The 20630-nt window shown below is 41.8% G+C and carries 25 protein-coding genes; 7 read left to right on the top strand and 18 right to left on the bottom strand.

Going from position 1 to position 20630, the window contains the following annotated elements:
• The first annotated feature begins 5 nt into the window (after nucleotides 1-5).
• The 4 genes from MK396_RS02745 to nusB all read left to right on the top strand — a co-directional run bounded on the left by MK396_RS02745 (nucleotide 6) and on the right by nusB (nucleotide 2600).
• Nucleotides 6-1133: an SPFH domain-containing protein gene (locus MK396_RS02745; RefSeq protein ID WP_198460084.1), complete on the top strand. Its 1128-nt coding sequence runs from the start codon at nucleotides 6-8 to the stop codon at nucleotides 1131-1133.
• An 80-nt stretch (nucleotides 1134-1213) separates the two neighbouring features.
• Entirely contained in the window at nucleotides 1214-1774 is a 561-nt protein-coding gene (efp, locus tag MK396_RS02740) for an elongation factor P (protein WP_198460085.1), read from the top strand.
• A gap of 21 nt (nucleotides 1775-1795) precedes the next feature.
• Nucleotides 1796-2185: an Asp23/Gls24 family envelope stress response protein gene (locus tag MK396_RS02735; RefSeq protein WP_198460086.1), complete on the top strand. Its 390-nt coding sequence runs from the start codon at nucleotides 1796-1798 to the stop codon at nucleotides 2183-2185.
• Complete coding sequence (gene nusB, locus MK396_RS02730; protein WP_061597978.1) at nucleotides 2178-2600, top strand: transcription antitermination factor NusB; 423 nt, start codon at nucleotides 2178-2180, stop codon at nucleotides 2598-2600. The genes MK396_RS02735 and nusB overlap by 8 nt, the downstream gene beginning before the upstream one ends.
• 49 nt (nucleotides 2601-2649) lie before the next feature.
• Here nusB and MK396_RS02725 read toward each other — a convergent pair whose 3' ends face one another.
• From MK396_RS02725 to MK396_RS02655, 15 genes are all read right to left on the bottom strand, one after another.
• Nucleotides 2650-3375, bottom strand: a complete 726-nt coding sequence (locus MK396_RS02725) for a CPBP family intramembrane glutamic endopeptidase (protein ID WP_268723577.1) — start codon at nucleotides 3373-3375, stop codon at nucleotides 2650-2652.
• Nucleotides 3376-3393: 18 nt separating this feature from the next.
• The gene (locus MK396_RS02720; protein ID WP_268723678.1) at nucleotides 3394-3600 is read right to left on the bottom strand and encodes a hypothetical protein; all 207 of its coding nucleotides are present in this window, start codon (nucleotides 3598-3600) and stop codon (nucleotides 3394-3396) included.
• A 133-nt stretch (nucleotides 3601-3733) separates the two neighbouring features.
• Entirely contained in the window at nucleotides 3734-4501 is a 768-nt protein-coding gene (locus MK396_RS02715; RefSeq protein ID WP_213988323.1) for an acetyl-CoA carboxylase carboxyl transferase subunit alpha, read from the bottom strand.
• Nucleotides 4498-5364: an acetyl-CoA carboxylase, carboxyltransferase subunit beta gene (gene accD / locus MK396_RS02710; RefSeq protein WP_268723576.1), complete on the bottom strand. Its 867-nt coding sequence runs from the start codon at nucleotides 5362-5364 to the stop codon at nucleotides 4498-4500. Before accD ends, MK396_RS02715 begins: the two co-directional genes overlap by 4 nt.
• Nucleotides 5365-5399: 35 nt before the next feature.
• Nucleotides 5400-6767, bottom strand: a complete 1368-nt coding sequence (gene accC / locus MK396_RS02705; protein ID WP_000488663.1) for an acetyl-CoA carboxylase biotin carboxylase subunit — start codon at nucleotides 6765-6767, stop codon at nucleotides 5400-5402.
• An 11-nt stretch (nucleotides 6768-6778) separates the two neighbouring features.
• On the bottom strand, nucleotides 6779-7201 hold the full coding sequence (fabZ, locus tag MK396_RS02700) for a 3-hydroxyacyl-ACP dehydratase FabZ (protein WP_000565515.1): 423 nt from the start codon (nucleotides 7199-7201) through the stop codon (nucleotides 6779-6781).
• On the bottom strand, nucleotides 7198-7686 hold the full coding sequence (gene accB / locus MK396_RS02695; protein WP_001052302.1) for an acetyl-CoA carboxylase biotin carboxyl carrier protein: 489 nt from the start codon (nucleotides 7684-7686) through the stop codon (nucleotides 7198-7200). The genes fabZ and accB overlap by 4 nt, the downstream gene beginning before the upstream one ends.
• Nucleotides 7687-7688: 2 nt before the next feature.
• Nucleotides 7689-8924, bottom strand: coding sequence for a beta-ketoacyl-ACP synthase II (fabF, locus tag MK396_RS02690; protein ID WP_268723575.1), 1236 nt, complete (start codon nucleotides 8922-8924; stop codon nucleotides 7689-7691).
• A 28-nt stretch (nucleotides 8925-8952) separates the two neighbouring features.
• Nucleotides 8953-9684 carry a 3-oxoacyl-[acyl-carrier-protein] reductase gene (gene fabG, locus MK396_RS02685; protein ID WP_268723574.1) on the bottom strand — a complete coding sequence of 244 codons (732 nt, stop codon included), beginning with the start codon at nucleotides 9682-9684 and terminating at the stop codon, nucleotides 8953-8955.
• 44 nt (nucleotides 9685-9728) lie between these two features.
• On the bottom strand, nucleotides 9729-10649 hold the full coding sequence (gene fabD, locus MK396_RS02680) for an ACP S-malonyltransferase (RefSeq protein WP_247917850.1): 921 nt from the start codon (nucleotides 10647-10649) through the stop codon (nucleotides 9729-9731).
• The gene (gene fabK / locus MK396_RS02675; protein WP_247917851.1) at nucleotides 10642-11616 is read right to left on the bottom strand and encodes an enoyl-[acyl-carrier-protein] reductase FabK; all 975 of its coding nucleotides are present in this window, start codon (nucleotides 11614-11616) and stop codon (nucleotides 10642-10644) included. Before fabK ends, fabD begins: the two co-directional genes overlap by 8 nt.
• A 117-nt stretch (nucleotides 11617-11733) precedes the next feature.
• Nucleotides 11734-11958: an acyl carrier protein gene (locus MK396_RS02670; RefSeq protein ID WP_000257840.1), complete on the bottom strand. Its 225-nt coding sequence runs from the start codon at nucleotides 11956-11958 to the stop codon at nucleotides 11734-11736.
• Nucleotides 11959-12015: 57 nt separating this feature from the next.
• Complete coding sequence (locus tag MK396_RS02665) at nucleotides 12016-12990, bottom strand: beta-ketoacyl-ACP synthase III (protein ID WP_268723573.1); 975 nt, start codon at nucleotides 12988-12990, stop codon at nucleotides 12016-12018.
• On the bottom strand, nucleotides 12990-13424 hold the full coding sequence (locus MK396_RS02660; RefSeq protein WP_000386335.1) for a MarR family winged helix-turn-helix transcriptional regulator: 435 nt from the start codon (nucleotides 13422-13424) through the stop codon (nucleotides 12990-12992). Before MK396_RS02660 ends, MK396_RS02665 begins: the two co-directional genes overlap by 1 nt.
• A gap of 90 nt (nucleotides 13425-13514) precedes the next feature.
• Nucleotides 13515-14300, bottom strand: a complete 786-nt coding sequence (locus MK396_RS02655) for an enoyl-CoA hydratase (protein ID WP_268723572.1) — start codon at nucleotides 14298-14300, stop codon at nucleotides 13515-13517.
• Nucleotides 14301-14582: 282 nt separating this feature from the next.
• Between MK396_RS02655 and MK396_RS02650 the strand changes: the two genes are divergently transcribed.
• The 3 genes from MK396_RS02650 (at nucleotide 14583) to serS (ending at nucleotide 17809) form a co-directional block, all read left to right on the top strand.
• The gene (locus MK396_RS02650) at nucleotides 14583-15947 is read left to right on the top strand and encodes an aspartate kinase (protein ID WP_268723571.1); all 1365 of its coding nucleotides are present in this window, start codon (nucleotides 14583-14585) and stop codon (nucleotides 15945-15947) included.
• Nucleotides 15948-15949: 2 nt separating this feature from the next.
• The gene (locus MK396_RS02645; protein ID WP_268723570.1) at nucleotides 15950-16321 is read left to right on the top strand and encodes a DUF956 family protein; all 372 of its coding nucleotides are present in this window, start codon (nucleotides 15950-15952) and stop codon (nucleotides 16319-16321) included.
• Nucleotides 16322-16534: 213 nt separating this feature from the next.
• Nucleotides 16535-17809: a serine--tRNA ligase gene (gene serS, locus MK396_RS02640; protein ID WP_268723569.1), complete on the top strand. Its 1275-nt coding sequence runs from the start codon at nucleotides 16535-16537 to the stop codon at nucleotides 17807-17809.
• A gap of 23 nt (nucleotides 17810-17832) precedes the next feature.
• Here serS and MK396_RS02635 read toward each other — a convergent pair whose 3' ends face one another.
• The 3 genes from MK396_RS02635 to MK396_RS02625 form a co-directional block, all read right to left on the bottom strand.
• Entirely contained in the window at nucleotides 17833-18732 is a 900-nt protein-coding gene (locus MK396_RS02635; protein WP_268723568.1) for a TDT family transporter, read from the bottom strand.
• A 111-nt stretch (nucleotides 18733-18843) separates the two neighbouring features.
• Complete coding sequence (locus MK396_RS02630; protein ID WP_268723567.1) at nucleotides 18844-19392, bottom strand: carboxymuconolactone decarboxylase family protein; 549 nt, start codon at nucleotides 19390-19392, stop codon at nucleotides 18844-18846.
• A gap of 421 nt (nucleotides 19393-19813) precedes the next feature.
• Nucleotides 19814-20542 carry a TraX family protein gene (locus MK396_RS02625; protein WP_012000677.1) on the bottom strand — a complete coding sequence of 243 codons (729 nt, stop codon included), beginning with the start codon at nucleotides 20540-20542 and terminating at the stop codon, nucleotides 19814-19816.
• Nucleotides 20543-20630: the final 88 nt, after the last annotated feature.

Below are 20630 nucleotides of genomic sequence, written 5' to 3'. Positions count from 1 at the left end.
GAATTATGGGATTTATACGTGCAGCCTTATCAGCAGGCTTAAATAGTTTTAATGATAGTAAATTCAAGGAAGCCATTGTCCTTCCAGATAATGTCTCTGGCGACGCCTTGGCCGTCAAAGGTCAATTGCTCACTAAAGACCCAGATGGACGTTCTCGTCACAGCAATCAAAATACAGGCCTTTTGTCAGATGGCAGTGTGGTTATCGTTCCCCAAGGTTATACCGCTGTTTTGGTAAACAACGGTACCTTCCTTGGTGAAGTCCTCGAAGCTGGTAGCCACGAATGGCAAGCTGGTGATAACGCCTGGCTCCTTGAAAAAGGTGGTTTAAAAGGCACTTGGGAAAACTTTAAAAACCGTTTCTCTTTTGGTGGACAAGTCATCACCCAACAGGAAATCATCTTTATCCGCATGCAACCCATCGCGGGCAATAAGTTCGGCACACAAAATGCGGTAGAATACTTCAGCGAACGTTACCAACAACTGCTCAACATCCGTTTCTATGGCTTGTTTGATGTAAAAATAGCAGACCCAGTCCTCTTCTACGTGAGTTCTGTTAGCCGTCAAATTACTGACGGACAGCCATTCACTCTCCAGGATGTAGCTCAAGGAACGCTCCGTCAAAGTATTGCACCGAAAATTGCGATTGCCATTGCCAAATATACCAACGAAAACAAGGTTGATATTTATAGCCTCAATGCCAATCAAGACATCTTTAACGAACTCGCTAAACAAGAGGTCAACAAGGTTTGGACAGGTCTCTACGGGATTGAAGCAACTAACATCTTGCTTGAAGACCTCAGCTACGACCAAGAAAGTCTTGATATCGTTCGTAAACTTGATAGTGAACTCGTGGCAATGAAGTACAACACGATTGAAATCGAAGAACGCCGTGCTCGCAACGAAGCGCTCATTGCTGCAGCTTCCAACGAAGGAAATGGCAATGGGATGAACATGTTTATGGGCATGAATCTTGGCCAAACTCTCGGTGGTCAACTAAGCCAACAAGTTCAAAATCAAGCACCGGCTCAAAACACTGGACAAACTGCCAGCAAGAATTTTTACATCGAAGTCGATGGAAAATACGTCCTCGTTACTAAAGACGAAGATGGTAATATCGTACCAGTCAACTAATTAAGCTCCTTCTGATATTTGAGTAATGTTGTCTTTTATGGTACAATAAAGAGTAAATTATTTATTAAAGAGGTAAAAACATGATTGAAGCAAGTAAATTAAAGGCTGGTATGACCTTTGAAACAGCTGACGGAAAATTGATCCGCGTTTTGGAAGCTAGCCACCACAAACCAGGTAAAGGAAACACAATCATGCGTATGAAATTGCGCGATGTCCGTACTGGTTCTACATTTGACACAAGCTATCGTCCAGAGGAAAAATTTGAACAAGCTATCATCGAGACTGTCCCAGCTCAATACTTGTACAAAATGGATGACACAGCCTACTTCATGAACACAGAAACTTACGACCAATACGAAATTCCTGTAGTCAACGTTGAAAACGAGTTGCTTTACATCCTTGAAAACTCTGATGTGAAGATCCAATTCTACGGAACTGAAGTGATTGGTGTCACCGTTCCTACTACTGTTGAATTGACAGTTACAGAAACTCAACCATCTATCAAAGGTGCTACTGTTACAGGTTCTGGTAAACCAGCAACGATGGAAACTGGACTTGTCGTAAACGTTCCAGACTTCATCGAAGCAGGACAAAAACTCGTTATCAACACTGCAGAAGGAACTTACGTTTCTCGTGCCTAATCTCTAGAAAGAGGTCATTCTATGGGAATTGAAGAACAACTTGGCGAAATCGTTATCGCCCCACGTGTACTTGAAAAAATTATTGCTATCGCTACTGCGAAGGTAGAGGGGGTACACTCTTTTTCAAACAAATCAGTATCTGACACCCTTTCAAAACTTTCTCTCGGCCGTGGTGTTTATCTTAAAAACGTGGACGAAGAACTCACAGCAGATATCTATCTCTACCTTGAGTACGGAGTAAAAGTTCCTAAGGTAGCTGTTGCGATCCAGAAAGCTGTTAAAGATGCGGTCCGCAATATGGCTGATGTAGAACTCGCTGCTATCAATGTTCACGTTGCAGGTATCGTTCCAGATAAAACACCAAAACCAGAATTGAAAGATCTATTTGACGAGGACTTCCTCAATGACTAGTCCACTATTAGAATCTAGACGCCAACTCCGTAAATGCGCTTTTCAAGCTCTCATGAGTCTTGAGTTCGGTACGGATGTCGAAACTGCTTGTCGTTTCGCCTATACTCATGATCGTGAAGATACGGATGTACAACTTCCAGCCTTTTTGACAGACCTCGTTTCTGGTGTTCAAGCTAAAAAGGAAGAACTAGACAAGCAAATCACACAGCATTTAAAAGCAGGTTGGACTATTGAACGCTTAACGCTCGTGGAGAGAAACCTCCTTCGCTTGGGAATCTTTGAAATCACTTCATTTGACACTCCTCAGCTGGTTGCTGTTAATGAAGCTATCGAGCTTGCAAAGGACTTCTCAGATCAAAAATCTGCTCGTTTTATCAATGGACTGCTCAGCCAGTTTGTAACAGAAGAACAGTAAAAAGAAAAAGTGTTTGACAATTATCAAACACTTTTTTCTTTACTTCCTACTATCTAAAAAAATGATAATAGATATAATTGTAAACAAAAATCCAGATAGGTTTTGCATGATTGAGAAAGTTAAAAAAACTATGGCACAGGATGGTGATTGTTAAGTTCTTTGTCCACCGATATACTAGAGCAAAGAAAAGACCAACAAAACTATAAATGATCAAACTGATAGGATCTCGGTGAGTTAGGATTAAATGGCTAATCCCAAAGATGAGAGCAGATAGGATAACATCCAAATAATACTTGGACTGGTGAAAGAAGGTATTCATAAAATACCCTCTATCAATTAGTTCCTCTGATATAGGTGCGACTACTACTATTAAAATAAAACTAAGAACAGTTGATAGAAAAGTTGGTTGTCCATTTGAATAAAGGATAGAAAGCAACTTTTGAAAAATATACTTGTTATCAACTAAATAGTGATACTGTATCTGAAAAGTATCCACCAATTGGCGAACAAAACAAGTTGCCACCAGCCCAAATAAAAGGTAAAAGAATCTTGACTTATTTGAGCCCTTTTTTTCAAAAATATAGAGCATCTCTTTCTTTTTTAACCAAAAGACAAATAAGACTACAAGAACTAGTTCCCAAACAAGTGAAATGATAGAATAGCCATCTATCCCCCATCCTAAAAACTTAGTTAGATGCACAACCCCTAATTCTGGTAGATAAACCGATAGGAATACCAGTAATGTATATACCCCTAAATGCCCTAGTTTTTTCATACTTACACCTTTAATTTATTAATAGCCAATACCATAAGCACGTCTAGTCGCATGAGTCAGTATTGTACTCCATTCTGTCGCTAAACTATATGCATATGGCGAATCCCAATGCCTATCATCAACTGCCCAAATCATTCGACCACCTGAAGTTTGCTCTAAGTCCTCAGTTGAAAGAACAGTAAATGTATCTGTACCTGTCCTATCAAGTAGCTCCTTAAAATAAATTTTTGTAAGCTTACATCTACAGTATACATCTTTTTTGTCTATTTTACTGTCCATCTCCTCAACTGTCAATTTTTCGTCCTGAATTGCATTTTTCCATAAAAAATGAGACCTTTCTAGTCTCATTTAGTCATTCTTAGTATTTTCTAAAGCGTTGGTAACGTTCTTCGATAAGTTGGTCGAGTGGTAGTTCTTTCAACCTATCTAGTTCTACACGCAATTCACTTTTAACACAAGCTAGCAGTTCTTTACTTGAGAAATCCTCTTCTGGAATTATCTTGTCTACGATTCCCATTTCTAGAAGTTCATGTGAAGTGATTTTCATCAATTCCGCTGCTTCCATAGCACGACTGCCATCCTTCCAAAGGATAGAGGCAAATCCTTCAGGGCTAAGTACTGCGTAGATTGAGTTTTCTAACATCCAGACACGGTTAGCTACGGCTAGAGCTAGGGCCCCGCCAGATCCACCTTCACCGATAATAATCGCGATGATTGGAACCTTGAGATCACTCATTTCCATCAGGTTTCGGGCAATTGCTTCACCTTGTCCACGTTCCTCAGCTCCAACACCTGGGTAAGCACCCGCCGTATTGATAAAGGTCACAACTGGACGGCCAAATTTCTCTGCCTGTTTCATCAAGCGTAAGGCCTTACGATAACCTTCTGGATGAGGTTGCCCGAAATTCCGTTTGAGGTTGTCATGAAGACTTTTTCCCTTTTGGATACCAACGACAGTTACTGCCTGTTCACCTAACCAGCCAATTCCACCGATAACCGCACCATCATCGCGGAAAGAGCGATCTCCATGCAATTCGATAAACTCTTCAAAGATTCCATTGGCAAAATCAAGGGCGGTCAAGCGGCTCTGCTCGCGTGCCTCTCTGACTATTTTTGCAATATTCATCCGCGACTTCCTCCATGCAATCTCACTAATTTAGCAATTGTTTCAGGCAATTCTCTCCGTTTGACAATTGCATCAACAAATCCATGTTCAAGCAAAAATTCTGCCTTTTGGAAGTCATCCGGCAAGGTCTCACGAACTGTATTTTCGATAACACGACGCCCAGCAAAACCAACCAAACTCTGTGGCTCCGCTAGGATAATATCACCTTCCATAGCAAAAGAAGCGGTCACCCCACCTGTTGTCGGATCGGTTAAAATAGTTAAGTAAAAAAGTCCTGCCTTGGAATGACGTTGAACTGCTGCAGAAATCTTAGCCATCTGCATCAAGCTCATGATTCCTTCTTGCATACGGGCTCCACCAGAAGCTGTGAAGAGAACGACTGGCAAGTTTTCTACCGTTGCATACTCAAACAGGCGTGTGATTTTTTCACCCACAACGGTTCCCATAGAAGCCATGATAAAGTTTGAATCCATGATCCCAAAGGCAACTTTTTGTCCCTTAATGCTAGCTGTACCAGTCAGTACTGCTTCATCCAAACCTGTCTTTTCACGCATACTAGCTAGTTTTTTCTGGTAGCCAGGAAAGTTTAATGGATCTTGAGTTTCAATACCCGTAAACATCTCCACAAAGCTGTCAGAATCAATCGTCAAATCCAAGCGTTCCTGAGCTGAAATACGGAAAGTATAGCTACAATGGGGACAAATTCGTTCGCTCCCAAGATCCTTTTGGTAAATGGTGTGTTTACAACCAGGACACTGGGAGAAGAGTTCATCCGGAACCTCAGGCTTGGCTTGTGGTTTCTGCCTTACGGAACGGTTAGGATTGATCCGAATATATTTATCCTTTTTACTAAATAGAGCCATAACTCCCCCTTTTAGTTCTCATACTGTTTGAAAGTCTATTCTTTTTCTTGGTATTTTGGCAAGAAAGTTTCCATCAAGAAGGAAGTATCGTAGTCACCAGCGATAACTCGGCGGTCTGAAATCAGATCCAACTGGAAGTCTGCATTGGTTTGTACCCCTTCAATGTCAAGTTCATAAAGTGCCCGTTGCATCTTCATAAGAGCATCAAAACGATTCTCCCCATGAACAATGATTTTGGCAATCATACTATCATAGTAAGGAGGGATGGTATAACCTGGATAAACTGCTGAGTCCACGCGCAAGCCAACTCCACCACTTGGTAGATAGAGATTGGTAATTTTCCCTGGGCTTGGAGCAAAGTTAAATGCTGGATTTTCTGCATTGATCCGGCACTCGATAGCATGACCTCGTAGGACGATATCTTCTTGTTTGAAAGGTAAAGGTTGACCGGCAGCAATGCGAATCTGTTCTTTCACGATATCAACACCTGAAACAAACTCTGTGACTGGGTGTTCAACTTGCACACGAGTATTCATTTCCATAAAGTAGAAATTACCACTCGCTTCATCGAGAAGAAATTCAATCGTCCCTGCATTTTCATAGCCAACAGACTCTGCTGCACGAACGGCTGCAGCACCAATTTCATGACGAAGGGTTTTGCCAATTGCAATGGATGGGCTTTCTTCTAAGACCTTTTGGTTATTCCGTTGGAGTGAACAGTCCCGTTCACCAAGATGGACGACATGACCCTCTTGGTCCGCAAGGATCTGAACTTCGATATGGCGAGCTGGATAAATCACACGCTCAAGATACATTGCGCCATTTCCAAAGTTGGCCTTGGCTTCACTGGATGCTGTCTCAAAGGCTGCGACCAAGTCTTCTGCCTTTTCAACCTTACGAATCCCTTTTCCACCACCACCTGCCGATGCCTTAAGCATGACTGGATAGCCAATTTTTTCTGCAACTGCAAGTGCCTCTTCAGCTGTGTGAACTTCACCATCAGACCCTGGGATAACTGGAACCCCAGCCTTGATCATTTGCTCACGTGCATTGATCTTATCTCCCATGGTATCCATTACAGCCCCAGAAGGACCGATAAACTTAATCCCCACTTCATCACACATCGTTGCAAACTTGGAGTTTTCGCTAAGAAAACCAAAACCTGGGTGGATGGCTTCTGCTTCTGTCAAGACTGCAGCAGATAAAATCGCATTGATATTGAGATAAGACTCTGTCGCCTTACCAGGTCCGATACAGATAGCTTCATCCGCTAGAAGTGTGTGAAGAGCTTCCTTATCAGCAGTTGAATAGACTGCCACGGTTGCAATGCCCAATTCACGCGCAGCTCGAATAATGCGAACCGCAATCTCACCACGGTTGGCAATCAAAATTTTACGAAACATGGAGAACCTCCTTAGTTTCCAATTGCAAAGGTAAGAGTACCACTCGCTGCAAGCTTACCATCTACTTCAGCCTTTGCTTCAACCACAGCAATCGTACCACGACGTTTGACAAAAGTAGCCGTCATGACTAATTGGTCACCTGGTACAACTTGCTTCTTGAACTTAACCTTGTCCATGCCAGCATAGAAGACCAGTTTCCCTTTATTTTCAGGTTTGGACAATTCCAAGACACCAGCAGTCTGAGCCAAGGCTTCCATGATAAGAACACCTGGCATGACTGGGTATTGAGGAAAATGACCATTGAAGAAAGGTTCGTTGATGGTCACATTTTTAATGGCAACAATGGTATCCTCGCTCACTTCCAAGACACGGTCCACTAGGAGCATGGGGTAGCGATGGGGTAGAGCTTCTTTGATTCCTTGAATATCGATCATTTGATACGTACCAATCCTTTACCGAACTCAACCATTTCTTCATTTGAAACGAGAATTTCTGTCACCACACCATCTTTAGGTGCAGGGATTTCATTCATGACTTTCATGGCTTCAATGATCACCAAAGTCTGACCTTTTTTAACACTGTCTCCAACTGTGACAAAGGCAGGTTTATCTGGTCCAGCGGCCAAGTAAGCCACCCCTACAAGTGGGCTCTCAACAACATCACCCTCCGGAGCAACCGTCGTTTCAGCTGGTGCTGGAGCTTCTTCCACAGAACTCTCTACTGGAGTTGAAGGGGCAGAAACTACTGGACTTGCAGCTACTGCAGTTGGCACTGGAGCAACTTGAGCTGGTGCTTCAGAAGCCATTCTTGCTTCATTCTTACTGAACTGCAATTCGTCCGTTCCATTTTTATAAGAAAATTCTCTCAAACTTGATTGGTCAAATTGAGCCATCAAGTCCTTGATCTCATTTAAATTCATAATTATTTATTCTCCCAACGTTTGAAAGCAAGAACCGCATTGTGTCCACCAAAACCAAAGGTATTTGAAATAGCATAAGGGATTTCTTGCTCCAAGCCTTGTCCATAAACGACATTCGCTTCGATATAGTCTGACAACTCACTTGTCCCAGCTGTCATTGGTACAAAGTTATGACGCATGGCTTCAATTGTAGCGATGGCTTCTACTGCCCCTGCAGCACCAAGTAAGTGTCCTGTAAAAGACTTGGTTGAAGATACTGGTACTTCTTTACCAAGAACAGCTACAATGGCACTACTTTCTCCTTTTTCATTAGCAGGAGTTGAAGTTCCATGGGCATTGACATAAGCCACTTGTTCTGGAGAAATTTCTGCTTCTTCCAAAGCTAATTTAATTGCCTTGATTGCACCTTGGCCTTCTGGATGAGGTGAAGTCATATGATAAGCATCACAGGTATTTCCATAACCAACTACTTCAGCCAAGATAGTTGCTCCACGTTTTTCAGCATGTTCAAGACTTTCAAGAACCAACATTCCAGAACCTTCTCCCATCACAAAACCATTACGGTCTTTGTCAAACGGAATAGAAGCACGAGTTGGATCTTCTGTAGTTGATAGGGCAGTCAATGCTTGGAAACCAGCGATGGCAAAAGGAGTGATAGATGATTCTGATCCACCTACTAACATGACATCTTGGAAACCAAACTTGATGGAACGGAAGGCATCGCCAATAGCATCATTTGATGAGGCACAGGCTGTATTGATTGATTTACAAACACCGTTTGCTCCAAAGCGCATGGCAACATTTCCCGAAGCCATATTTGGCAAGGCTTTTGGAAGTGTCAATGGCTTAACACGTTTTGGGCCTTTTTCATGAAGACGGATAACTTGGTCTTCGATTTCTTTAATTCCCCCAATACCTGAGGCAACGATGACACCAAAACGATCTTTATCAATTGCTTCTACATCAAGATTAGCATTTGTCACCGCTTCTTGAGCTGCGTACAAGGCATACAAAGAATAGTTATCAAAACGGTTGGTATCTTTTTTGACAAAGTATTTATCAAATGGGAAATCTTGAACTTCTGCCGCATTGTGCACAGCAAATTCGCTGTGGTCAAACTTAGTGATTTCTCCAATTCCAATCTTCCCAGTTTGCAAACTGTTCCAAAATTCTTCTGGAGTATTTCCGATAGGAGAGGTCAATCCATAACCTGTTACTACAACTCGATTTAGTTTCATCTGTCTTACCTATATCTTTCCTTATTTTTTACATGCTAAGTCCGCCATCAACAGCGAGAACTTGTCCTGTCAAATAATCCTGTCCAGCCAGGAACACTGTAGCATCTGCGATATGTTCTGCTTGACCGAAATGTTTCATCGGGATTTGGGCCAATGTCGCTTCCTTGACCTTATCAGATAAAACAGCAGTCATATCTGACTCGATCATCCCTGGTGCAAGAGCATTTACGCGCACATTACGATTGGCAACTTCACGTGCTACTGACTTGGTAAAACCAATCAAACCTGCTTTAGAGGCTGCATAGTTGGCCTGCCCAATATTTCCCATCAAACCGACCACACTGGACATATTGATGATTGCACCTTCACGTGCCTTTATCATCTGTTTCAAGACTGCTTGCGTCATGTTGAAGGCACCTGTCAAGTTGATCTTAATCACCCTTTCAAAATCTTCTTCTGTCATCTTGAGCATGAGTGTATCTTGAGTGATCCCAGCATTGTTGACCAAGACATCGACAGAACCGAGTTCTGCAATTGCTTGATCTACCATACGTTTGGCATCTGCAAAGTCTGAAACATCACCTGAGATTGGTACCACTTTGACGCCGTAGTTTGAAAACTCAGCCAACAATTCTTCTGAGATTGCCCCACGACTATTCAAGACTACATTCGCACCTAGTTTGGCAAATTTGTGAGCAATAGCAAGTCCGATACCACGACTTGAACCTGTAACAAAGATATTTTTATTTTTTAGTTGCATTCTATTCTCCTGTTTCCTGTTGTATTTTCTGGGAGAAGGGGTCACTAGTTTCCTAGCAAAGCATCCAAGCTTATTTGATCTTCAATATTAGCTAGCTTAGCAGTTTTATCGATTTTTTTGACAAACCCTGATAGGACTTTTCCAGGGCCGATTTCAATAAAGTTGGTCACACCAGCATTCTGCATCACAGCAATACTTTCATAAAAACGAACAGGTTCTTTCACCTGACGCGTCAAGAGCTCTTGGATTCGATCTTTTTCCATAACAGTAGCTTCCGTATTGCCGACTAGTGGGCGAGTAAAATCAGAGAAGCTCACTTCCTCAAGAGCTCCAGCTAGTTGCTGACTGGCTGACTCAAGAAGAGCTGTATGGAAAGGACCAGATACATTTAAGGGAATCAATCGTTTTGCTCCTGCTTCCTGCAAGAGTTCAACTGCACGGTCAACCGCAGCCACATCACCACCAATAACAATCTGGTTTGGGGTGTTGTAATTGGCTGGAGTCACTACTCCAACTTCAGAAGCATTTTTGCAAGCTTCCTCAATCACTTCAACTGGAGTATTAAGAACAGCAACCATCTTTCCAGAGCCTGCAGGTGCAGCCTCTTCCATATAAGCACCACGTTTAGCAACCAAGGCAACTGCATCCTCAAAGTCCAAGGCACCACTTGCTACAAGAGCCGAATATTCTCCGAGAGACAGTCCTGCCACCATATCTGGCTGATAGCCTTTTTCTTTCAATAGTCGGTAAATAGCAACGGATGTAGCTAGAATAGCTGGTTGCGTGTAACGAGTCTGATTTAACTTTGCTTCATCATTGTCAATCAAGTCACGGAGGTCATACCCTAAGACTTGGCTAGCTTGGTCAATTGTTTCCTTGACGATAGGATAGTGGTCATAGAGATCACGTCCCATCCCTATATACTGAGCACCTTGGCCCGCAAATAGAAAGGCTGTTTTAGTCATTTCTTGTAACTCCTGCCCAACGAGCAGCTTCTTCTTGAATTTTTTCAGCTGCACCGTAGTAGATATCTTCTAAGATTTCTTCAACAGTTTCTTCTTTAGAAATCAAACCTGCAATCTGGCCGGCCATCACTGAACCGCCATCCACATCACCATGGACAACAGCTTTAGCTAAAGCTCCTGCACCCATTTGCTCAAAGATTTCTAAATCTGGATTTTCTTGTTTAAAGGCATCCTTTTCAGCCTGCTCGAAATCACGAGTCAACTGGTTTTTAATGGCACGAACTGCGTGTCCAAAATGTTGTGCTGAAATCGTTGTATCAATATCACGAGCTTTTAAAATTTTAGCTTTATAATTTGGATGAGCATTAGACTCTTTGGCAACTACAAAACGAGTTCCTACTTGAACGGCTTCTGCGCCAAGCATAAACCCAGCTGCTGCCCCTTCACCATCTGCAATACCACCAGCAGCAATAACTGGAATTGAAACAGCTGCAGCAACTTGGCGAACCAAGGTCATAGTTGTTAATTTCCCAATATGCCCACCAGCTTCCATACCTTCTGCAATGACGGCATCCGCACCGATTTTTTCCATGCGTTTTGCCAAAGCAACACTTGGAACAACAGGAATCACTGTAATTCCTGCATCATGGAAACGGTTCATGTATTTACTTGGATTTCCAGCACCAGTTGTAACCACCTTAACCCCTTCTTCAATCACGAGATCAACGATGTCTTCTACAAAAGGTGACAAGAGCATGATGTTGACACCAAAAGGTTTATCCGTAAGTGATTTGATTTTATCGATATTAGCCTTCACGACCTCTTTAGGTGCATTCCCACCACCGATGATCCCTAGACCACCAGCTTTTGATACCGCACCAGCCAAGTCACCATCAGCAACCCAGGCCATTCCTCCTTGAAAAATAGGATAATCAATGTTCAATAATTCTGTAATACGTGTTTTCATAGTGCCTCCATCATTCCTTGCTTACGTAATAGTTCGACGAGTTTATCATTTGAGTTTCAAACTATTACCTAAACAAGAGGGAGTGGGTTTCCCCTACTCCTTCTAGTAATATGTTAATTATTTTGTTTGCTCTTCAACGTAGGCAACCAAGTCACCAACTGTTTTCAAATTATCTTCTGCTTCGATTTGGATATCGAAAGCATCTTCGATTTCAGAGATTACTTGGAACAAGTCCAATGAATCTGCATCCAAATCATCAAAAGTAGATTCAAGTGTTACTTCTGATGCGTCTTTCCCAAGTTCTTCAACGATAATTTCTTGTACTTTTTCAAATACTGCCATGATAGGACTCCTTTAAAATATAAAAAATTTATAACTATGTGTTTACCACATGATTACCTAGATTGTAAGAATGAGTGTGCCCCATGTCAAACCTCCACCGAAGCCTGATAGGAGAATCGTCTGGCTACCATCTAAACGAATCCTGCCATTCTCCACACACTCTGAGAGCAAAATCGGGATACTTGCTGCACTGGTATTCCCATACTCCATCATATTGGCTGGAAGTTTGTCTCGGTCAACACCGATCTTCTTAGCCATCTTATCCAAAATGCGGATATTTGCCTGATGAAGCAAGAGATAATCCAAGTCCGATGCTGCGATTGGACCATTTTCAATGGTTTCTTTGATCGATCTAGCAACATCACGATTTGCAAAATCAAAAACTGCTCGTCCATCCATCTTCAAAAAAGCAGGAACTGCTTCTTGATCTGAGAAAGGAGAAGCCAAAGCCGTTTGACCATAGGTCAAACACTCGCTCCGAGAGCCATCTGTATAGAGACTTTCCACAAGGAAGTGACGTATTTCGCTCGCTTCCAAGAGAACCCCACCAGCACCATCCCCAAAGAGAACAGCTGTCGAACGTTCTGACCAATCAACCGCATTAGATAAGGTCTCAGCCCCGATAACAATCCCTTTTTTGAACTGTCCAGAACTTAAAAACTTTTCTGCAGTTGAGAGAGCAAATACAAAGCCACTACAAGCTGCTGTCAGATCAAAGGCAAAAGCTCTATGAGCTCCGATATTTGCCTGAACTCGAGCTGCTGTGGAAGGCATCATCGAGTCTGGAGTAATCGTCGCTACAATGATAAAATCAATCTGATCCGCTGTTAAGCTCCCTTTAGCCAACAAGCTCTTAGCTACTTCTGTCGCCAAATCACTTGTAGACTCTGTTTTTGAAATATGTCTCTGTTTAATTCCTGTCCGACTTGAAATCCACTCATCGCTTGTATCCATGATTTGGGCTAAGTCATGATTAGTGACCACTTGCTCTGGAACATAATGAGCAACCTGGCTTATCTTTGCAAAAGCCATTATTTCAAATCCTCCAAAAATTGATAAAGGTTCGTTAAGCCTCTGCCCATGACTTCTTTTTCCTCAGGGCTCATGCCATCGATGATTTTTTCGACCATGGCCTTGTGGAATCGTTTGTGAAGGCGGTGAACCAAACGACCTTTCTTTGTCAAATGCAGATAGACCACACGACGGTCTTGATCAGAACGAATACGCTCAATGTAACCCTTTCTTTCTAGGTTATTCAAGCTCGTCGTAACCGTTCCCAGGGTCACCATCAGTTCTTTGGAAACCTTACTAGGCGTCGCCTCAGGGAACTTTCCAATCACATCGATCGTGTGCATTTCTTTGATGGAGATGTCTTTGAATCGACTACCTCGTAAGCTAACCTCCTCAATCACAAGGACGTTATTGAAAATAGATGTTAAATAATCATTTACTTGTTGGTAGTCCAAACTTTTTCCCTCCTCCTCAAAAAACTTTCACAATCAAAACATTTGATAGAAGAAGTATAACAAACTTCAAAGAATTGTGCAAGTATTTTTTTATTTTCCTGAAAATTTTGGTCTTCTCCTTTCAGAATGTGCTCGGACCCCTTCTTTAAAATCTTCAGTTAAAGATAAAGATTTTTGCAGTTTCAATTCCAATTCGGCATAATCTTGCCAATCCTTAAATTGACTTTCCCAAACCAATTTTTTAATCGCTGCGTATGAGTTTGCTGAACCTCGTCTTAATTTTTTCAGAACTTGCTCTCTTGTCTTTTCTAATTTATCAGCTTCACAAACACGGTATACCATGCCCCATTCCAGTGCTTTTTCTGCGGTCAAGGCTTCACCTGTCATAGCAAGTTGTGCAGCTCGTGTTACCCCGATACTACGACTCAAGAGATGAATCCCACCAGCGTCCGGCGCCAACCCAACTCCAACAAAGGCTTGGATGAATTTTGCCTTGTCAGTCGCCAAGCAAAAATCAACTGCTACTGCCATATTTGCCGCAGCACCTGCAACTGCTCCATCTACCTCCATCAAAACAGGCTTAGGAATTTGCTTGATTTTAAAAGAAATTGTATTGACTAATTCTGCAATCTTATTCAAAGAAGGGATATCATCTTCGTCTACTGCTCGTTTCATCTCAACCAAGTCTCCCCCAACTGAAAAGACCTTCCCATTAGCATTAATCAAGATGAACTGAACAGCTTGATCCTGCTCTGCTAGGGTCAAAGCTTCTAAAATCTCCTCACACATTGGGATATGGAAACCATTTGCCACTTCTGGACGATTCAAAGTAATAATAGCAAGATCATCTACGATCTGATATAAGATATGATTCATAGCTTCTCCTTTTCTTTTGTAAGGCAATGAAATTATTTCATTTTCAAAGTATACCTTTTTTTGGATAAAGAGGCAAGGAAAAACTAAGGGAAAGTGTTTCAGCTGATTATTTACCCATCATTTATGAGTGTGAGTGAAATTTGACTCTCTTACTTTTAAACTGTTGTCGCTTTTCAGAATAAGTTAGCATTTACTTCTATTGTAATAGGGAGTTGTTTTCTTCATTGAAAAATGCCCCTCTTTCTGCTATAATCGTATAAAATACTTACTTGAGGAGTCTTTATGAAGGTTGTAAAATTTGGTGGAAGTTCGCTTGCCTCTGCTGGTCAGTTAGAAAAAGTTTCAAACATCGTTAAAAGTGATAAGGAACGCCGTTTTGTAGTCGTTTCTGCACCCGGAAAACGCAATGCTGAAGATACTAAGGTAACTGATGCCTTGATTAAATACTATCGCGACTATGTGGCTGGTAATGACATCAGTGCTAGCCAAAGCTGGATCATTGACCGTTATGCCGCTATGGTTAATGAACTAGGGTTAAAACCTGCTGTTTTAGAAAAAATCTCTAAAAGTATTCGGGCCTTGGCAACTCTTCCTATAGAAGACAATGAATTTCTCTACGATACTTTCTTAGCAGCTGGAGAAAATAATAATGCCAAACTCATTGCAGCCTACTTTAACCAAAACGGCATTGATGCACGTTATGTTCACCCAAGAGAAGCTGGGATTGTTGTCACAAGTGAACCAGGAAACGCACGTATCATCCCATCTAGTTATGATAAGATTGAAGGCTTGACTGATAGCAACGAAGTCCTTGTCATCCCTGGTTTCTTTGGCGTGACTAAGGAAAATCAAATCTGTACCTTCTCACGTGGAGGTTCAGATATTACTGGTTCCATTATCGCAGCAGGTGTTAAGGCTGATCTCTATGAAAACTTTACGGACGTAGACGGTATCTTCGCTGCCCACCCTGGTATTATCCATCAACCACACTCCATTCCTGAATTAACCTACCGTGAAATGCGTGAGTTGGCTTACGCTGGATTTTCTGTCCTTCATGACGAAGCCCTTCTTCCTGCCTACCGCGGAAAAATTCCTCTTGTTATCAAGAATACCAACAACCCTGACCACCCAGGAACTCGTATCGTTCTAAAACACAGTAGCGATAAATTCCCAGTCGTTGGGATCGCTGGTGATTCTGGATTCGTCAGCATCAACATGTCAAAATACCTTATGAACCGCGAGGTTGGATTCGGTCGTAAGATTCTTCAGATCCTTGAAGATCTTAACATTGGTTGGGAACATATGCCAACAGGTATCGACGATCTTTCAATCATCCTTCGTTCCCGTGAATTGACTCCTATCAAGGAGGAAGAAATTCTGCGTCAGTTAGTTCAAAAAGCCGAAGTGGACCATGCTGAAATCGAACACGACCTTTCCATCATTATGATTGTCGGAGAAAAGATGAAGAGCCACATTGGTGTAACAGCTACTGCAACACGTGCTCTGTCTGAAAACAAGATCAACATCCAAATGATGTCCCAAGGCTCAAGTGAAGTTTCCATCATGTTTGTTGTCAATAAAGAGCAAGAAAAGGCAGCTATCAAGGCTCTCTATCATGCCTTTTTCGATGAAAGTAAGGAAGATTAATCATGGCCCAATCACTCAATAAAGTCATTGACCTACAAACCACTGGAACATCCTATCTCTCCATTTCTGGAAAAGTCGGAAAATTTCTAGTTGGGGATCAAGCCTTAGAGTTTTATCCTGATGTCAATGTCGAACAATATATCCAAATTCCCTGGTCCAGCATTCAGCAAATTGGAGCCAACGTAAGTGGTCGCAAAATCAGTCGCCACTTCGAAGTCTTCACCGATCAAGGAAAATTCCTTTTCGCTTCAAAAGACTCTGGAGCTATCCTAAAAATCGCTCGGGAAAAATTAGGAAACGAAAAGGTTGTGAAACTTCCTACTTTACTCCAGACCATTGGTCAAAAATTCAAAAATCTATTTGCAAAAAAGTAGAAACTTTAGTATAATCATAGCAACGGATAAGTAGGTTATCTCCTTCTTTCAGAAAGTCTGCGGGTGCTGCGAGCAGATAGGAGGGATAGATGAAATTCTACCGTTAGTAACAATTACATACACAATCAAGTGCACACCTGTGAAGTTGGATGGAACCGTGGCCCTGCCACTCCAACGCTTTGTCAGGTGTGTTTTTTTCATAAAGGAGTTCTTATGTTAGATATTAAACGTATTCGTACAGACTTTGATGCTGTCGCAGAAAAATTGGCTACACGTGGTGTAGATGCTGCTATCTTAAATGAGATGAAAGAAATCGATGCTAAACGTCGTGACATCTTGGTCAAGGTTGAAACTTTCAAAGCAGAACGTAACACAGTTTCAGCTGAGATTGCCCAAGCCAAGCGCAACAAGGAAAATGCCGATGACAAGATTGCTGCGATGCAAACCCTATCTGCTGAAGTCAAAGCCTTGGATGCTGAATTGGCGGACATCGATGCGAAATTGACAGAATTTACCACTACTCTTCCAAACATCCCCGCTGACAGTGTTCCTATCGGAGCTGACGAAGATGACAATGTGGAAGTCCGCCGTTGGGGTACTCCACGTGAGTTTGACTTCGAACCAAAAGCTCACTGGGATCTTGGTGAAGATCTTGGTATCCTTGACTGGGAACGTGGAGCAAAAGTTACTGGTGCTCGCTTCCTCTTCTATAAAGGGCTTGGTGCTCGTTTGGAACGTGCTATCTACAACTTTATGTTGGATGAGCATGGAAAAGAGGGCTATACTGAAGTCATCACACCATACATGGTTAACCATGATTCTATGTTTGGTACTGGTCAATATCCAAAATTCAAGGAAGATACTTTTGAATTGAAAGACACTAATTATGTCCTCATTCCTACAGCTGAAGTGCCTCTTACAAACTACTACCGTGATGAAATCCTTGACGGAAAGGACCTACCAATCTACTTCACTGCTATGAGCCCATCATTCCGTTCTGAGGCTGGTTCTGCTGGTCGTGATACTCGTGGTTTGATTCGTCTGCACCAATTCCACAAGGTTGAAATGGTCAAATTTGCCAAACCAGAAGAATCTTATGAAGAATTAGAAAAAATGACAGCCAACGCTGAAAATATTCTTCAAAAACTCAATCTTCCATACCGTGTCGTTGCCCTCTCTACTGGGGACATGGGCTTCTCAGCTGCTAAAACTTACGACTTGGAAGTTTGGATTCCAGCCCAAAATACCTACCGTGAAATCTCAAGCTGTTCAAATACAGAAGATTTCCAAGCCCGTCGTGCTCAAATCCGTTACCGCGATGAAGCCGATGGCAAGGTAAAACTCCTTCACACTTTGAACGGTTCTGGACTTGCAGTTGGACGTACAGTGGCTGCAATTCTTGAAAACTATCAAAACGCAGATGGTTCTGTAACTATTCCAGAAGCTCTTCGTCCATATATGGGTGGAGCTGAAGTTATCAAATCATAAAAATAAGGCCTAGCTATTTCTAGCTAGACCTTTTTTCGTAACCAAATCAGATAAGCACCCAAGACAAAGAATAAAATAGTGAGGCAAATAACGGTTTCAGCCAATACCAGATAATCCAGAAATGGAAGTTTCAAAATTCCCTGAGCCATCTTGAGCGAAGTAGCTGTGATAATGGTTGGAAAGGTGAGGGCTGAGAAGGCTGGTTGAAAGCCTTGTTTTAAAATATTGGGTAGGCGAGTTAAAACAAAGAAAAAGAAGGATTGAGATGCCAAAATCATGACAATCAAGAGCCAAGTCGGTAGGCTTGCTCCTCCAACTCGAACTAGAGAAGCCAAGAGGAGGGAAAAGGGAGCACAGTATATTCCTTCCTGTCCAAGCAAGGCCACTGGGAGTGGATCTTGCTTTAAATCCCTATAAATAAGGGGATAGAGATAGAAGGTCAAGACAAGACCAAAACTCAAGGTCGCATAGGCAATTTCAATGATACCGACAAGAGGATAGGTCAAGGCTGCTACTGTTATCCCCACATAGAGTACCGTCCAGCTAGGAGTCGCATTGACCCTCCGACCCGGATAGGCAAATTTGATAGTAAAAACAGCAATCAAGGTCAAATCCAAGAGAAATGAAAACCACCAGAGTCCTTGCGCAATCAAAAGGAAATGAGGGAAGACTCGAAAGACATAAGTTGATAAAATCATCCCAGCCATGGGAAAGGTCGTCATTCCTGACAAAAGAGGGGGCTTGGTCAACTCTTGCTTAGTTTCCTTCCAATTAAACAGATGAAAAATCAGAAAGTAAATCCACAAAATCAAACCAGTCAGACTCAATAGATGGGACAGAACCGGTAACGTATCTAACATAAGATTTCCAGCTCCTGCCAAACCTAACAAACAACCAGAAAATACCAAGGGGAGTTTTTTCATCCGAGCCTCCAATAATCATGTTATTATTAGTATAGCATAAAAGCGCTTAAAATAGCATAGAAAAATGAAGACTGGTTTACTCCGTCTTCATTTTTTTCTTTATGATTCCAACTAGGCATAGGGTTGCAATTCTGGGTTAATTGGGGTATTGGCTAGGTTGTTGGCATAGTTGCAAAGGCTGGCTAGGCTGACACCAAGAACTACATCCAAGACATTTTGTTGGGTGTAGCCAGCTTCTAGAAACTCAGTCAAGGCTTCATCTCCTACACGTCCCTTGGTATTGATAACCGCCAAGGTAAACTTAGCGAGGGTGTCCAATTTAGGATCTGTTTCAATTGGAGTACGATTGCGAAGAGCTTGCAAAAGGTCATCATTCATTTGGATTTGTTTGATCGAAAAAGCTGTGTGACCTGCGACGCAGAAGGCACAACCATTGGTCACGGCTGCCGTGATTTGCACCACTTCCCTCTCAACAGGTGTCAAGCTGTTGCGACGATTGATGGCTCCGACAGTTCTGTAGGCTTCTAAAGCGGTCGGTGCATTGGCCAAGAGACCGATTAGGTTAGGAATATAGCCATTGTTGTCTGTTTTCACTGTTTCAAGGACTTCTTTCACTTCTGCTGGTGCTGATTCGACTGTGTGGATGGTAAATCTTGTCATAAGGAACCTCTTTTCATTTTATTGTCATTTAGTCTATCATAGAATTTCTTTTTTGGATAATATATATTTTCAATTGCCATGATAGAAAATGTTTATGAAATGAAAAGAGGCTGGGACAAAAAGATTTTGATTTTAGGAATTCTTTATTATAAACTTTTAAAATCGATAGATTAGACAAAAAAAGTGAACAATACAGACTTCTGAGTGTCAGATAACTCCGTTTTGTTCGCTTTTCGCATTTAATTATAGATTTAAAGAGCTTAATAATTAAGATTTTTAAAAATTGAAATATTTTTGTCCCAAACTCTTTTTTGTAGCAAAGAGACTATTGTACCAGACTCTTTTACTCTATTATTTAGACTTACCAAAAGAAAAATTAACTTAACAGGTATTCTACTGCAACTTTTAATACATTCATTAACTACATTAGAAATAAGAGAAAGGCAATTCGAAACAGAGACAGGGCGAGCAAATGAAGGGGGTAAAACCAGTAAAATACTTTTCCAATATTGGCCCCTTTTTGACCGTTGTAGAAAGAGGTCACGAGGAGAAACAGAAGACAGGTGGCAGCCAGATCAGCCAGACCATCATAGGAGAAATTGAAGGCCAAAATTAGGATTTGCACACTGTTCAGTACCAAGACACCGCCAATTTTTCGGAAGATTGGGTCTTTAATCTTTGCAAAGGCATAGATACCAAAAACTCCTCCCGTCAGTCCGCCGTCAGCGATAATGGACAGAGTAAAACAGAGTAGAATAATTAGAACTTTTCTCCAGGTTGCTGTTTGCTGATCACTGTAATAAAGAGCACAGAGCCCCAAAAAGAGAGTAACAACCGTATTTTGCATGATAAAGCCAAGACCAGTAACCCAGCCCATCAGAGAGAAAGGGATGATACTGATAAGAGCCAGCAGCCCTAACCGTCTCATATACTTGCTCACATCATGACTGTGCCGATATCCTTCCGCGATACAAAAGGCAAAGACTGGAAAAGCCAGTCGGCCTATTATGTGCATACTATTGGCCGGCCAGTTAGGAGAGAGAATATTCATATTGGTAGCCAGTGGAAAAGATACCCAGGCGATATGGTCAATCAGCATGGCAAGCATAGCAAGCAGTTTCAAACTGCTATTGTCAATTATTTTTTTCATAGGATCCTCCTTTTTCCTTTCCTATGATACAAGAAAGAGGTTCTTTTTTCCATTTCTTTAGCTTACATTTCTCTCATTTTTCTTACAA

The sequence above is a fragment of the Streptococcus oralis genome (assembly GCF_026782235.1).
Lineage (GTDB): Bacteria > Bacillota > Bacilli > Lactobacillales > Streptococcaceae > Streptococcus > Streptococcus oralis_CC.
Note: the sequence above shows the minus strand (reverse complement) of the source record. Positions and strands in the feature narration are given on the sequence as shown.